Raw genomic sequence first — 15,472 nt, 5'->3', positions numbered from 1 at the left:
AATTGTGGCCTAGAAAACGAGCCTCGGGAGTTCGAGACCATCCCGATGGCGCTCAACGGCCAAAGGCAGTTCGATTTTCGCTTTTTCGGCGACTTTTTCATGCTCGCGTTCGCGGCGAGCACTCAACAATGCTGCGCCGTCGGCTTCGCATACCAGGCTCAGGATGCGACCACGTTCCTTGAAAATCAGGCGACAGTCGTCGAATATCGCGATTTCCCGACTGATCCTGTGCTCGTCCGCGCCGAGGGCATCCTGGAGGCCGGCCATGCTCATCGGGCGGTCGAGACATTCCAGTATGTCGCGCCCGAGCGGTGAGAGGCGATGCTCTACGGCCTCGCCGGTCCGTGAATCATAGACGGCGCGTCCGTCTTCGGTCGGCCTGAGTTCCGGCTGCAGCAATCCGTCGCGCACATACCAGCGCCGGCGCCACAGATCGATGACGCCCTCGATCTTGCGCTGCCACCGGGCGACGTTGAACAGATATCCGTTGGTGAAATTTTGGTCCGCCCAGAAATAGGCGAATTCCTCCAGCTCGTCTTCCGAAAATGGATACAGAATGGAATAGAAATCGAGCGGTCGCAGCTTCAGGTCATAGGCGTCGGGGTCGATCTGATAGGGGCTGTGCCGGTCAAAGCGAACCGGAAAGGTCGCGACCGGGGCGGGAAGGTGAACAAGCGACGGGATGATTCTGACGTAGTCCGCATAGACCGAATCGTCCTCCTTCGGAAATCCGGTCAGAAGGTTCCAATCCACCTCAATGCCGTAGCGGGCGATCCTCTTCAGGAAGGTGATGTTCTGGAACGCGGTGCTGCCCTTCCTCATTAGTTTGAGTACGGAAGTCGACAAGGCCTCCAGCCCGGGCTGGATCTTGGTCACGCCGGTGTCCGCCAGCTGCTTCATTTGCTCCACATCGTCGATGACGCGGGTCTCATAGAAGATGCTGGCGCCTTCCGGCGCCTTCACGAAAGGAAAGACGCGCGCGTAGTAGGAGGGGTCAAGGATATTGTCGACGGCGACGAATTCCCGGACATCCGGATATTTCTCGAAGAGTCCCTCGAATTGCGCGATCGCGTTTTCGGGCGACATTGAGCGGTACTGCATGGTCGCGCCGTTAATGCCGCAGAATGTGCAATGGGCGCGTTCGCCCCACCAGCAGCCCCGTGAGGTTTCGAAGAACAGCTCCGGCTGGATTTCGGTTCCGAAACGCCCGGCGCTTTTCAAGAAGTCGTCATAATCCAGCGGGATCCGCTCGTTGATGTCTGCCTCTTGGCCGATTTTGTCGTGGCCGTTCGGGAAGTTGTTTTTCATGCCTTCGCGAGAATGCACGCCGGGAATCTTCCAGCATTGGTCGGGCTCATTCCTCATCAGGTGACCGACGAAATCCGGAAAAGCGCGCAACGCCGGTCCTGCAAAAGTAAAGTCGATGGCGTCGACCCGCCTCGCCAGGACGCGCCCGATACCGGGCTCGCAGCTCGCGCCCCCGATGACCGTCATAACCTCCGGATTTCGCGCCTTGATTCGGCGGGCCATGGCGATCGAAGCGGCCGTCTGATCGAACATCGAGGTGAAGCCCACGAGCCGGGCATTTACGAGATCGTAGCGGTCGATCAATTCCTCCATGAAATCGCCCAGCTGCTGCCGTTTGGCGATCAGGTGGCCGAGAAGGCTGGGACCAAGGCAGCAGGGCACCGAGGTCGCCTTACCTGGATCGTTGTTGGGCGTGGATGCGCAACCGTCGAGCTTGCCGCGAAGCCCGTCCTCGCAGCGGCAAGCGAGCGCCGGCATATAGCGAGCGATGTATTGCTGGGTAGTGTCTTCGGAGCCGGGAAACGCGAGATCGCGGAACATCCAATCCGTGAGACCCGTCACGGTCGTCCGGCTGTCGTCGCTGAGATACCGGTAGAGATTCAGGCCGAAGAATTCAGCGAAATCATGCGTCAGGTAGTGGATTCGGGCTTGAACTTCACCGGTGAATTCACGCTCAAGCACCGCTTTGAGCTGGGTCAGTCCGAGGGACGGAGTATGGACGGCTCCGAACGGCATACAGATAAGGGAAACGGGAAACATCATTCAGTCCTCCAGTAACCGGCCGACCGCTTCGGCATATTCGAGGTGGAGCTTGCGAATTCCGGATAGCCTCGTTCGCATGGCATCCATTTTTTCGGTGGAATAGGTCGCGGAAACGCGAAGTTTGGTGAGGACGCCGAGCACCACCGAGAGATTGAAGATGATTTCCCTCAAAGGCCTCGCGAGCGTGTCGTCCGCAAGGATGCGGCCGAGCTGATAATCTTGCAGCTTCTTTGCGAGCAGCACCTCGCCGATGGTGAACATGAAGCGTTCGGCGTGTTCGGACCAAGATGCTTCGCTGGCGGACACGATGCGGAAATCATCGTGGAGAAGGTCAAATGCGGCGGCTTCCTCCTCGCGCCGCGACCGGGCCAGTCGCAGCGTGTCCAGGAGAACGCTGCCGGCGGAAGATGGATCCGCCGCCACGGCCCCGCGCCCTCCTTGCAGCGATACGAAGAGGGCGCTGTCGTCCGAGCCGTGCGGGTTGAAGAGGTGCTGGTAGCCGTCATATGCGGCTCGCAAATCGTCGAACGCAATCGTCGTGCGACGGTAGAGAATGTTCCGTCCCGGTTGATTGTCGACGATATCGAAGAAGTGCCGTTGCTGATCGTATCCGCAGACGAGGACGGTGTGATCGCCATGCCTCGTCTGGTAGAGGTCCTCGTGCTGTTCGACATGGTAGCAGTCGAGTTTGACGATCCCGAGTTCCCCTTGGGCCAAAGCGGTCACCAGGTCATCGCAGATGGATCTGGTATCGGCGGTTCGGCGAACCGTCATGCCCATGTCCGTCAGCACCTGATAGAATGGGTGACTTTCCATATAGTCGACGGCGACACGAAGCCCGTGCGAGCGATGCGGGCTGCGGACGCAGACTCCCGTCGCCACGGCTGTGAGCGTATTGATATCGCCGCCGAGGTGTCGGGCAGCGGTCAGAATCGCCTGGTAGGTGCAATCCCGGAAGAAGACGTCGGAAAACGGTTCCACATCGAGACTGACCGTTGCGGGCAACGGCGGAGCGGCAAACGTCGGCAGTGCGTGAAAGGCTTCCGCCAAGCCAAGCCTGAAGGTTTCGGCGAGGAAGCGAAGCCTGGCCGAAACGTTCACGCCGGTCTGGGCGACGAACTCCGTGGTTACCGACCCGCCGCCTATCCTGCTTTCGACGCCAATGCATCCCAGCGGCAATTGAAGGTAATCCGGCGTTGGCAGATCGTCGGCGCGGGCGTTCGAGCCATTCAGCAAATTGAACACGGCGCTGCCCGCCAAAGCTTCGGCAAGCGCCGCATTGCTCCGCACGGTGTCCCAGTTGAGCCTGTTTTCCTCGGCGCGGCGAATGCCCTCGGTCACGCGGGACAGATTTTCCGGGCCATCGTGGATGTCGTCGATGGTAACGACGAGCGGGGCGACGGTAAGCTTGCCGGTGGCGGTCGCACTTGAGATATCGGGTTCGTACCCGGAAAGAAGCGCGATCCGGATACCTGCCTCGCCAGCCGACATCCTCAACGCGACGCAAAGCGCGGTCACGAGGATATCGCGTACCGGGGTCTCCGCGCCGATCGACGCCAGATCGCTTAGGGAGATGTCGACGCGAACTCTCGATAGCTCTGCCGATGTCCCAGCCTTCCGGTCGGACATCGGCAGCAGCGTAGCGGTTTTGGTCGCGCGGAGGGCGTCCCAATAGGCGTTTGGTTCGCTGTCGCCGTCCAGCCGCTGGTCCCATAGGCGCGAATGGATCAGGCCCGCGAGGTCGGGCAGCGCCGGATGCTCGAAAATATCGAGCAATTCAATCGGCAAGCCCTGTTTTTCGAGCAACTTGACGACTAGGTTGGCGCCAATCGAATCCCCCCCGAGCGTAAAGAAGCTGTCCTCGGGGCCGATCTCGTCCAGGCTGATGCCGATGATGTGGGCCCATGTCTTCGCCAGCAATCTCTCGACAGAACTCTCGTGGCTCAGGTTCCGCGGCACCGTGTCCTCCGGTGCCGGCGCGGCGGCCGGGATGGCGAGCAGCCGTATCTGATCGACCTTGCCATTCGGCGTTACCGGCATCTTTTCGACCTGGACGAGCCTTGACGGGACCATGTAGTCGGGGAGGTGGTTTTCGAGATGATCGCGCATGCGTCTGGTGTCCTCCTGGATGTCGGACGTGAAGAAACCCACTAGCTGGGTCCGGGTGTCGCGCGTTTCAGCCAGCACCGCGCTTTCGCGGACCTTCGAATGGGCCGACATCGCAGCTTCGACCTCCGATGTCTCGACCCGGTAGCCGCGGATCTTGAGCTGCTTGTCGGCCCGGCCGAGATATTCGATCTCTCCGTTGGATAGCCAGCGGACCCGATCGCCGGAGCGGTAGAGGATGCGTCCCGGTCGGAACGGATCCTCGACGAATCTCTGGCGCGTGAGGTCCGGGCGGCCGAGATATCCGTTCCCCACGCCGACGCCGCCGATATAAAGTTCGCCCACCACGCCGACCGGGCAGAGGCGCATTTCCTCGTCGAGGATGTAGACATGGGTGCCGGGCACGGGGCGGCCAATGCTGCGTGTCCTCTCAAGGATTTCGCGACGCGAGAAGATATGGAAGGTCGAATAGACGGTGGTTTCGGTGATCCCGTAGCCGTTGACGATCGTCGGCATGTCGTCGCTCCAGCCGGAAAAATTCTCGGGCTTGATCGCTTCACCACCGAGGATGATGTAGCGCAGCGCCGTCGGCCGTTCGGCGCGCCGCATCGCGTCTGCGAGAAGATAGAAGGCGGACGGCGGCTGGCAAAGCAAGGTCACGCCGTTCGTTTCAATGAGATTGAGCAGACCGTTGGCGTCGGCGGCAAGTTCGCGGGGAACGATCACCAGTCTCGCGCCGGTCAGCAAGGCTCCGAACATTTCCCAGACAGACACGTCGAAACAGACGCTGTGGAACAACGTCCAGACGTCTTTATGGTCGAGGCCGAACATACTGGTTGCGCGGTGCACCAACGCGACGATGTTTCTCTGGCCGACCGTCACGCCCTTGGGATCGCCGGTTGTGCCGGAGGTGTAGAGCACATAGGCATTACTTTCCGGGCGTGGGTAACGCCGCAGATCGGTCGGGTTGAATTCGGACAGATCGTCGCCGGGATGGACGACCGTGCCACCGAAACCGAGAGCTTGGATGTCCTGGTCCGTGATCAGGATCTGGGCGCCGCTATTGGCGAGCATCTTCCCGGTGCGTATGGCGGGATAGTAGGGGTCAAGCGGCAGGTGCGCGACGCCGGCCTTCTGTACCGCCAGAATGGCGACAATCACCTTCGCCGAGCGCTCGCAGAACACGCCCACAATATCGTTTTCCACTACGCCGAGCTTGAGAAGCTTGCGCGCCAGCCGGTTGCTTCGCGCATTGAGCTCCGCATAGGTGAGGTGTTCCCGCCCATCGACGAGCGCGATATTTGAGGGGTGCGCGCGAACCTGTTGCTCGAACCGCGAGGCCAGCGATCCGTCGTCATAGGCCTCCATGCCGTTATCTATTCGACCCCATTCGAGAATTCGGGCCCGTTCTGTTTCGCTCATAGAGCGTAGCGACCGGACCGATGTCGCAGGCCGTTCGATCACGTCCGCCAGTATCGTGACGAAGCTGTCAGCCAACCGCTGGATCGTGTTCTCCTCGAAGCGTTGCGTGGGATATTCTAGAGCGAAGCTGCCGGTCCCGTCGTCGGGGTTGAGTTCGAGGATAAGGTCGAATTTCGAGGTTCGCGTATGAAGCGGGCGATAGCTTGCCTCGACGCCGTCGAGAGCGAGGGTCGTGACGGAATTGTCGACCATATGCAGCATGACCGAAAAGAGTGGGTTCTCGGCATAGGCGCGCTCGGTACCAAGCGTCCTGACCAAGCTTCTGAACTCAAGCCATCTCCTGCCAAGCCCTTCGAGGATTTCGGTTTTGACGGTGCCGAGATAATCGAGAAAGCTCGCATCCGTCCGGATGTCGAGATGAAATGGCACGGTGTTGAGAAAAAGTCCGACACACGAGTCCGTTTCCGGCCCTGTGCGCATCGAGACCGGCGCACCGATCACCATGTTCGTCTGCCGCGTGTGCTTGTGAAGGAGCAGGCCGAATGCGGCCATGAAGAACGTGAATTCCGTGATCTCCGCCGAAGCGCAAAGTTCGCGGATTGCGGAAACGAGGCCTCCCGGAATCGTTCCGCGTACGAGTTTCCCCGCGTCCGAGCGTCGCCGCGGTTCCGGATGGTCAAAGGGCAGACGAAGCGGCTCGGCTTCGTTGTCTTTCAGATTGCGGACGGCGTCGGCGAGATCCGCCTTGTAGCCCTCGGACGCCTGTTTCCGGCGCTGCGCAGAGGCAAAGTCGGCATAGCTGTAAGGCGCCAGCGGCGGGAGAGGGTCGCCGTTAAAGTCCGCCGCAAGTTCGCGAAGCACGATTCTGAGCGACGCCTCGTCGATAACGATGTGATGGAAATCAATGAGCAGCATGCGGTGCGCGGAGCCTTCGGAAAACAACACCAGGCGGAGCAGGGGCCCGCGCTGCAAGTCGAAGGGCTCGACCGCCGCGCGTGCGGCAGTTTCGAGGTCGGCGCCCGCCGCAATCTGGCGCTCGGCGATCTCGACTCGGGCTTTCTCGTCGAAACGCTGCACCCATCGGTCGCCTTCCGGATGGAAGGTTCCGCGCAGAACTGCGTGGCGATCAACGACCGTTTCCACCGCGCGCCGCAGACGGTCGAGATCGAGGTTCGCGCTGACGGTGAAGAGGACCGGCAGGTTGTAGGCGATCGGGTGCTCCGAGGCGAGGGCGAGCATGCGCTCCTGAGCCGAGGACAGCACGGTTTCGCCCTCGAGAGGGCGGTCACCTATCGGAGCGATGCGCGGCGCGGCGACGCTCTTCTGCCGCGCTATGACGTCCCGCAGCCGTCGTATGGTGCTCGCCTCGTAGATTTCGTTGAGCCTCAGCTCGATGCCCATGGTCTCCTGGATCTGTGCCATCAGCCGCACCGCGCGCAGAGAATGGCCGCCGAGCGCGAAGAAGCTGTCGTCCGGATCGACGTGTTCGATTTCCAGGATGTTTTTCCAGATGGCGGTCAAATCCCGCATAACCGCGTCGTCCGGCGCGATCCCGCCCTGGTGAGGCACAGGCAATGCGGCCAGTGCCCGTAACGCGTCGTGGTCCAGCTTGCCGCCAGCGTTGAGCGGGAGCGCCGGAACCTGGACGAAGCGTGCGGGGTTCAAATGGCGAGGCAGCTCACCGCGCAATACCGAGGCGAGGGATTCGCTCGAAACCGGCGAGGTGCTAACGACGAAGGCCTCGATCACTTCGTTGTCGGCCGGACCGTTGACAAGTACTGCGGCCTCCCGGATCCCCTCGCATTTCAGGATCGCCGCCCGAATTTCCTCGGCGTCGACCCTGATGCCGCGCACCTTGAGGTAACCTTCGCCACGGCCCTGGAACTCGACGTTTCCGTCGGGAAGCCAGCAGGCATGATCGCCCGTGCGATATAGCCGCTTGTAGTCTCGCTCAACCAAGGTGTTGCCCGAAGGTTGGACTCGCGCAGCGTAGCCCAGCGCCAGACCCGGGCCGCCGAGGTAGATTTCCCCGGTCACGCCGACCGGAACCGGCCGGAGACGGTCGTCCAGGATATGGAGCCTGACATTGGATATCGGCCTTCCGATCACCCGAACAAGTTCCTGCGTCAAGTCCGGGTGATAGGTCGACACGACCGCGTTTTCGGTCGGCCCGTACTCGTTGGCCAAGCGCACACTCGGGAGCATCGCGTTGCTGCGGGCGATCAGCCCGGCGCCGGCCGCTTCGCCGGCGAGCGTCACGGTATCGAGCGTGGCGAAGGCGAACCCGGCGGCATGGTCGAGGACGGCACCATAAATCACGGGTGCGCAGACAATGTGTGTTACGCCTTCTGTCTCGATGGACCGCACGATGCCGGCAGGGGCCCGGCGTCCCTCGTCGTCGCTGAGGATCACGGTGGCGCCGGAACAGAGCGGACCGAAGACATTCAGCACAAAGCCGTCGAACTCGTAGCCGAAGACCGGCAGCACACGCGACGATGGGGAAAGGTCATAGGTGCGCCGCTTCCAGGCGACAGCATTGACGATGCCGCGGTGGCTGATCGCCACCGGCTTCGGCGTCCCAGATGTGCCGGAGGTGAAGATGACGTAGGCGGGATCGTCGACGGACACGACGGATTGTTTCGCGGCCGCTTCCGCGGACGGTATTCGTGAAAATGAAACCTCGCGGCAGTCGGCGGGCGCGATCGCCTCTTCGCGGTCCGTAACCAGAAGGTCGGCGCCGACGGCTTCCAGCATCTGGCGGAGGCGGTTGATCGGTTCGTTAGCTCCGAGCGGGCAGAAGGCGGCGCCGGACTTCATGATCGCAAGTTGAACGACGACGGCGTTGATGCCCGCTGCCATGCGCAGCGCCACCGTCTTGCCGGACCCTATGCCCATGGCCTCAAGGCCCGCGCAGACCTGGCCGGCTTGCGCTTCAAGGTCGGCGTAGCTCAGCCGGAATTCCCCGCAGACCAGGGCGCAGGCCCCGGCCGTTTTCGAGACTTGGGCGGAGACCATGGCATCGAGCCGCGTTTCGGGCAGGTCCGCGACCGGGCCGAGGGAAAACGCTGCGATGCGCTCTTTCTCCACATCGGACAGGAAATCAATATCGTCGATCGCGATCGAATAATCAGCTATGGCCGCGACTAGGAACTGCTTGAAATAAGAAGAAAATTCGGCAACCAGGTCGGACCGGAAGTGGTCCGCGTCGAAGATGATGGACCAGGAAATCCGCTGTCCTGAGCGGTCGAACCAGAGCTCGAATGGGCTCTTGCGCCGCGTGCTATCCGCCTTGTGTATCGTGGCCAAGGCACAGAGCGGCGTATCGGCCTGGATGCTTTCGGCCAGTTTCGCGCCGAATACTTCCGTCAATGAAACGCCCTGGTTCGAATAACCGCCGACGATCATTCGCCGCGCTTTCAGAATGGCGGACCGCAAGTCGTCACTTCGCGCGACGAGACTTGTGAGAAACAGGGTGTGGCCCGGCGCATCTGCGCCGTCGGCGGCATAAGAGGGAGACAGGACGGCGAGATTCCCGTCGCCCGTTGTCCGCGCCGCAAAGGCCTTTAACGCTGCTACCATTAGGATGTAGAGCGACAAGTCAGACCCTTTGCAGACGCGTAGGATGTCAGCCGACCGGTCGACTGGAAGCGCGTCGTCGCATTTTGTCCATCGAGAGCTATCTGGCCCGCGCGCCCGCCAGCGCAGTGTGTGGAGCAATGCGTGTCGGCCCGTCGGACCGCCGCCTAGGCGTCGCCAATAAGCGAATCGGCGGGACAGGGACGCTGCTGTGGTCTCGTCGTCAACCTGCGGCGTGATCATCGAACATAAACTCCGCATCGACAAGCAAATTTGGATCGATGTGCGCCGTGCCGTCCGAAGCTTCCCGGGAGGCCAAGTCATATCTGACGCGTTGGTTGAAGGCGCCGATCACGTCCTTGATGTCGGTGAGCAGCCGGCCCTGGCTCAAGAGGCAGAACAGGCTCGGAAAATCGAAATCGGTCTGCGGCAACCACATCGATCCGCGAATGCGTTCATGCAGGCGATCGACCCAATCGGCGGCCTTTTTCGCGTTCATCGTCCGGTGTGACCACTCGAACTGGGAATTTCTGAGGGCGTATTTCGCTGCATGCTTATGGATCGGGGTCGTGGTATCATAATACCACAATTGCGCCCTGAAGAAGTCCGGCCTGGCGCGCTCGATGAAGCGTATCGTCTCGTTGACGGTGTCATCCGTTTCGCCAGGGAAGCCGATGATGAAGGAGGCATAGGTCAGGATTCCGGCGTCGTGCAAATAACCGGTCCCGGTCAGATATTGTTCCGCCGTGACCCGTTTGTTCATGTTCTGCAGAATGCGGTTGCTACCGGATTCGAGGCCGAGAAAGACGCCTTCGCAGCCGGCCTCCTTCATCAGCTCGACTATCTCGGGCGTGGCATACTGGCACCGGAAATTGCAGTTCCACTTGAATGAATAGTGCCGGTCCTTGAGCCCCTTCAGGATTGTTCGAAATCGGCTCGGCGGCACGTTGAAGGTATCATCGATGAACGTGACGCTGTTGATCCCGCCCATCGCCTGGATGGCGTCGAGTTCGCGCCAAACATCGGCCGGGTTGAGATATTTGTAGATGCCGGCGTGTTCCGGAAAGCTGCAGAACGAGCATGCGAAGGGACAGGATCGCGCGGTGCGCGCCATGACCATCCGGCGCCCGTTGCCTTTGACCGATCGCGCGAAAAGCGACCAGTCCACCAGATTTTCGTCAAGCGGATTGTCTTCCTCAACGAGCGACGTGGAAACATAGCTGTCGCCCTCCCGAAAGACGAGATTGGCAATCTCGCCGAAATCCCCACCGTCGCGAATCTTCTGGAGCACCCGGACGAGGGTCTCTTCGCCCTGGTTGCTGATCACATAAACATCGGCGCCGATCTGGGCGAGCAGATACCGGAACGAAACGGCGGACAGGATCTTGTGCTGTGTCTTGACAAAAGGGCCGCCGACGATGATGCGGATGCCCGGATCGATCGACCGCACGAATTGCACGACCTCAAGCAGGGGGAGCGGCGAGACGTAATAGGTCGTGGTGATCGCGACCGAAGACACATGGCCGCTCCGCAAGAGACGCGCGAGTTCCGCTTTTCCTTCCTGGAACATGTTCACATAGGCGTAGGTAAACCCGCGTCGTTTTAGAAAAGTCGCGAGATAGGCGATCGTCGCGCTCAGCATGTCGTCATAGCTGATGTCGGGAAGGCACTCCGGTTGCCGGCGATTGAAATAGTCGCGACAGCTGACGATCTGGTCGCCCTCCTCGTAGAAGCTCAGCCGAAGGTCCCTGTAGGCGCCCGAAGTCGACCCCATACCCGCGACCGAAGCAACATAATCGCTGAAGACCATCTGATTGCTGCCGACAATGAGACAATCAATCCGGCTCATAACGTGCGCTCCGCCGCGAAATCGAAGCCGGCGTTGAAGGGCCCGCCGTCGAGCAGAAGCGCATCGACGACATCGTCGACGGTGCCGCGAACATGCTCGGCCATGGCGCGCGCGATCGTCTCGCAAGCCCGGCGATCGCCCGCTTCGTCGAAGGTCCTACGGCCGCGATCGAAGTGAATCGTCAGCGCGATCGTCTCCTCGCCGATCTCAACGTCGAGATAGGCGTCGAAGCTTGCCGCCTGCGAATAGCGGATATTGGTGATGCTAAATGGCAAGGCGGCACTGTCGGCGGTGGCGATGTCGGGCCTGTCGATAGTGAAATTGACGACACTGTGCATGTCGCGATGGGAAAGCCCTGCGGTCGCAAGCACGTCGCCGAGCGAGAGGAAGGATCGGCCGCTCGCCTGCAGGACATGCTTTTGCAGCCGGGGAAGCAGGGCGCCAAGCGGCGCGGCCTCGTCGATGATGACCGGCACCGTGTTTGAGCAAACACCGGCCATGCTGTTGATGCCCTTGAGCGGAAGGCTGCGTCCGAATACGGCGCATCCGAGGAGGCAGGTCGTGGTCTTCTGTCGCGCGAGGGCGAAGATGCCCCACATGGCGAGCACCGCTATGTTCAGCGTTACCCGATTCGCCCGTCGTACCATTTCGAGATGCGCGCGGGCTTCCGCCGAGAGCTCGATGCGAATGGAGTTGCGCTCGCCGCGGAGGTCCGGGTTCGGATCGATCCGGACGTTGTTCTTCGGCTGGCGAGCGAGGTACTCGGACCAGAACTGGGACACGGACGCCGTGTCCTGATCGGCAATCCAGCGCACGTAACCTGAATAGGGCGCGGCTTCCGCCTCGACTTCCCCGCCTTCCTGCAGCCCGCGGTAAATAGCGCAGAAGTGTTCCTGCAACAGGTGCAGCGTCCATGAATCCGCGAGCGCATGGTGATAGGTCCAGGAAAAGACATGAAGGCGTTCGTTCAGCCGATAGAGCGCACACCGGGACACTTCCTGCGACGGATGGAAGGGGCGCCGCACATTGACCGCGTTCCTGCGCATCGCCGTTTCCCTTGCCTCACGCCTGTCGGAGAAGTCGTGGAAAGGGAGTTCCGGCGCTACCGATGCGCGGATTTCCGCCACAAGGCGCGCTCCATCGCGGACATATAGCGTGCGCAGGATCTCGTGCATCCTCACCAACCGGTGAAGCGTATCCTCAAAGCGGGCGACATCGAGATCGCCGACGATATCGCACACCATCTGGTCGACATAGATGCCTTCGATGCAATAGAAATCGTGGAAGAGAAGGCCTTCCTCGATCGGCGACACTGGCCTCCTGAAATAGCCCCGTCCGGTCGTCGTCCTCACTGCGCGCCTCCTGCGGCGACGGCGCGCGAAGGCGAGGTCATCGTCGGCTTCGGGCCGCGCATCTTCTCGACGAACGGGGCGACGATCTGGAACACGTCGTCGATCCGCTCCTCGAACAGTGCCACGTCGTCATCGTCGACGGCTATCGAACCGTAGAAGCGGTTCATGTTCGATACTAGGATCCCGGTCTCGGCCATTGCTTCGCTCGTCAACTTGACGGCGTATTGAGAGATCATGGGCAGTTTTTTCGCTTCGTCGGGGCCGGAGCGGAAATGGAAGACAGCGGCCGTATCCAAGCCCTTCATCTCGAAGTCGAGGCCGTGGCGCGCCGCAGCGCGCAAGAATGCGTCATGTATCCTTCGCATGTGCGCGGCCATCCGGTCGTAGCAACGGCCATCGTCCGCCGAGAGGATTTCGAGCGTGGCCCTGATGGCGGCCATGCCGAGGGCATAGCCGTTGAAGGTCCCGCCATGGACGATCTTGCGCGCATTGTAGAGATTCATAATCTCCCTGCGACCGGCTATGGCCGATACTGGCAGGGCGCCTCCGGCCATGGCTTTCCCCAGCGTGGTGAGATCCGGTAGGACACCGAATAGGGCCTGGGCACCTCCGAGACCGACGCGAAAACCGGTGATCACTTCGTCGAAGATGAGTACGACACCATGCGCGTTGCAGAGGCGGCGCATCCCCTCGAGGTATCCATCGTTCGGCATGACGCCGCCGCCGTTGATACAAATCGGCTCGGTCAGCACGGCAGCGATCTGGTCGCTGTAGGCGGAGAGAACCCGATCGAGCGTCGGCAGGTCGTTCCAAGGCAGGAGGAATGCTTCCTCAGTGGTGCCGCGAGCCTTTCCGTCGGTGTCGGTGAAGTCTCCATCGAATGCTTCTGGAAGAGGATAATCGAGATTGCCGACCCGTCCACCGAGCAGACTGTCGGCATTGCCATGGTAATGCGTGAAAAAGCGGATGAAACGTGACTTTCCGGTATAGGCACGGGCAAGACGCAGCGCATTCAGCACCGCTTCCGTTCCCGAAAGGGAGAAGCGCACCATCTCGGCGCTCGGGACAAAGGCGCGGATCATCTCCGCCGCCTCGACCTCGTTCACCCCGAGGTTGACCGCGGCCGCGCCGGTCAGTGCGTCCGCCAGCCGGACATTATAGCGGGGATCGTTGTGTCCGAGGATGTTCGCACCGAATTTCGAGAAGAGATCAAGATATTCGTTGCCGTCCATATCCCGGAGCCGGGCTCCGGTTCCGCCCACGAAATGGATCTGTTTGGATTCCCATGGCATTCGAAAACTGTAGTGCGTGCCGCCAGGGACCAACTGCTTCAGGCGGTCATTATAGGCCTTCGATTTGGCCGTTCCAAAGGTCATGACCACCCCGTCGACTTCGCGCCCATAGCAACCGGAACCACAATGCGTGCGATGTGAGCAGTGGCCCGCTGGGACATCATCCCGTCGGTTTCGAAACCGCGTGAGCGACAATGATCGGTGAATGAGACGGGGGATGCCGAGCCCTGCCGCCGGCAGAAATCTTCGCGGCGATCAAAAGCAGGGCAGCGTCTGCGCCCATTGCACATACGATATCCTCCGTAAGAATTTCCCTCTACGTCGGTATTCGCGATGATTTTAATAGTAGGCGCATAAAATACGCGATTAGTAAGGAGTTCTGACCTTTCAGATCGCGCGATTTCATTATTGTGCCACCACCACCAAGCAAGTCAACTCCGGTCTGTAAAACTATTTTTTTGAGGGCGACATCAGCTTGTGTGCAACTATTTCATTGATTTTATTATGTGTTTGTTGTCGACGCCAATCGACCAGGGGAAGCAGGCAATGGTCGAGCGGCGAAGGACGCCTACCAAAAAGTGTGATAGACGATTGGTGATTGCTTCCGATTGTTTGATTTGCCGCTATGCCGGTGGCGGGCTTCGGTTGAGTTCCGCCGGGACGGCGAGCGCCAGATGTTGCTATTCGACAGTACGATTGACATGAGCGTCGGCGGTTCCCTAGCCAGCCTGTTTTCGATGCCGCCCTTCGCGGCGGACAGGTCTTGGCGGCAACGGTATCTGAGAGCGATCGTCGCGGCGCTATCACAGCATCACTACGACAATTGCGCGGCTTTCAGGAATATTCTGGACGGACTGGGCCTGGATCCGGAAACGGCGGAGGAGGTCGAGGACCAGCTCTATCTGCCCGTCGGTCTGTTCAAGAGGATGATCTTGCGCAGCGTAGCGGCTTCGGAGGTCAGGCACACGCTTACCTCATCGGGAACCGGCCGGTCGGGCCGCTCGGAGATATTCGTCGACCGAGAGACCTCGCTCCTGCAGATGCGAGCTCTGTCCCGGATTCTCACGAGCGTGATCGGCGACAAGCGCATGCCGCTGCTCATCGTGGACGCACCGACCGGAGCGGCAGACCCGACCGGCTATGCCGCTCGCTCGGTGGCGATCCAGGGATTTTCACTCTTTGCCAGCGGCCGGCCCGCCTTTGCGCTGACCGCGGACATGAAATCCGATATGGACGGAATTTCAGAATTTTTGGGGCGCACGGGTGGCAAGCCTTTCCTTATCTTCGGATTCACTCATGTGATATGGCAGCATTTTCTCGAAGAACTCGCTCGGATCGGCGCGCGCCTGGATTTGTCGAACGGCATCATGATTCACGGCGGCGGGTGGAAGAGGCTGGCAGAGAAAAACGTTAACGACCGACGTTTGAAGGCGGTCGCGAAACAATGTGTCAATCTCTCGAAAATCCATAATTACTACGGAATGGTCGAACAGCCGGGTTCGATCTATCTGCAGTGTGAAAACGGCTTCTTCCACTGTAGCAATTTTTCCGAGATCATTATTCGACGGGCCGATCTCAGCATCGCGCAATATGGTGAACCCGGAATCTTACAAACGATTTCAGTCTTGCCGAAATCCTATCCGGGTCATAACCTTCTAACGGAAGATCTCGGCGTGTTGCGTGGAGAGGACGACTGTCCATGCGGCAGAAAAGGTAAATATTTCGAAGTGTTGGGACGGCTTCCGGGCTCAGAGCCGAAGGGGTGCGGCGACGTTCCCTCAAACGTGGACTGAAAATACCTGAAC

At 60.5% G+C, this 15,472-nt stretch carries 5 protein-coding genes and 1 pseudogene; 1 reads left to right on the top strand and 5 read right to left on the bottom strand.

Translation table 11 applies throughout. The features are described from left to right. Nucleotides 1–9 precede the first annotated feature (9 nt). The 5 genes and pseudogenes from LB558_RS00475 to LB558_RS00455 all read right to left on the bottom strand — a co-directional run bounded on the left by LB558_RS00475 (nt 10) and on the right by LB558_RS00455 (nt 13,667). Nucleotides 10–2,070 (bottom strand): RiPP maturation radical SAM C-methyltransferase, encoded by a 2,061-nt coding sequence (locus LB558_RS00475; protein ID WP_224695614.1) that lies wholly within the window; start codon nt 2,068–2,070, stop codon nt 10–12. Continuing rightward, a complete protein-coding gene (locus LB558_RS00470) occupies nt 2,071–9,195 on the bottom strand; it encodes a non-ribosomal peptide synthetase (protein WP_224695613.1) in 7,125 nt (2,374 codons plus the stop codon). It abuts the gene before it with no gap. A gap of 202 nt (nt 9,196–9,397) precedes the next feature. After that, nucleotides 9,398–11,149: a radical SAM protein gene (locus tag LB558_RS00465; protein WP_224695612.1), complete on the bottom strand. Its 1,752-nt coding sequence runs from the start codon at nt 11,147–11,149 to the stop codon at nt 9,398–9,400. Between the two features lie 17 nt (nt 11,150–11,166). Continuing rightward, a pseudogene (locus tag LB558_RS00460) lies at nt 11,167–12,336 on the bottom strand (condensation domain-containing protein); the annotation flags it as partial. 35 nt (nt 12,337–12,371) lie between these two features. Next, nucleotides 12,372–13,667: an aspartate aminotransferase family protein gene (locus LB558_RS00455; protein ID WP_224696204.1), complete on the bottom strand. Its 1,296-nt coding sequence runs from the start codon at nt 13,665–13,667 to the stop codon at nt 12,372–12,374. Between the two features lie 674 nt (nt 13,668–14,341). On the opposite strand from LB558_RS00455, the gene LB558_RS00450 reads away from it, so the two are divergent. Next, entirely contained in the window at nt 14,342–15,460 is a 1,119-nt protein-coding gene (locus tag LB558_RS00450) for a hypothetical protein (RefSeq protein WP_224695611.1), read from the top strand. The last annotated feature ends 12 nt before the right edge of the window (nt 15,461–15,472 follow it).

This window comes from Mesorhizobium sp. CO1-1-8 (genome assembly GCF_020164875.1).
GTDB lineage: Bacteria > Pseudomonadota > Alphaproteobacteria > Rhizobiales > Rhizobiaceae > Mesorhizobium.
Note: the sequence above shows the minus strand (reverse complement) of the source record. Positions and strands in the feature narration are given on the sequence as shown.

What these genes read in the sequence shown, in the direction of transcription:
- LB558_RS00475 (WP_224695614.1), bottom strand. Translation starts at nt 2,070, where the DNA reads ATGATGTTTCCCGTTTCCCTTATCTGTATGCCGTTCGGAGCCGTCCAT.
- LB558_RS00455 (WP_224696204.1), bottom strand. Translation starts at nt 13,667, where the DNA reads ATGCCATGGGAATCCAAACAGATCCATTTCGTGGGCGGAACCGGAGCC.
- LB558_RS00450 (WP_224695611.1), top strand. Translation starts at nt 14,342, where the DNA reads ATGTTGCTATTCGACAGTACGATTGACATGAGCGTCGGCGGTTCCCTA.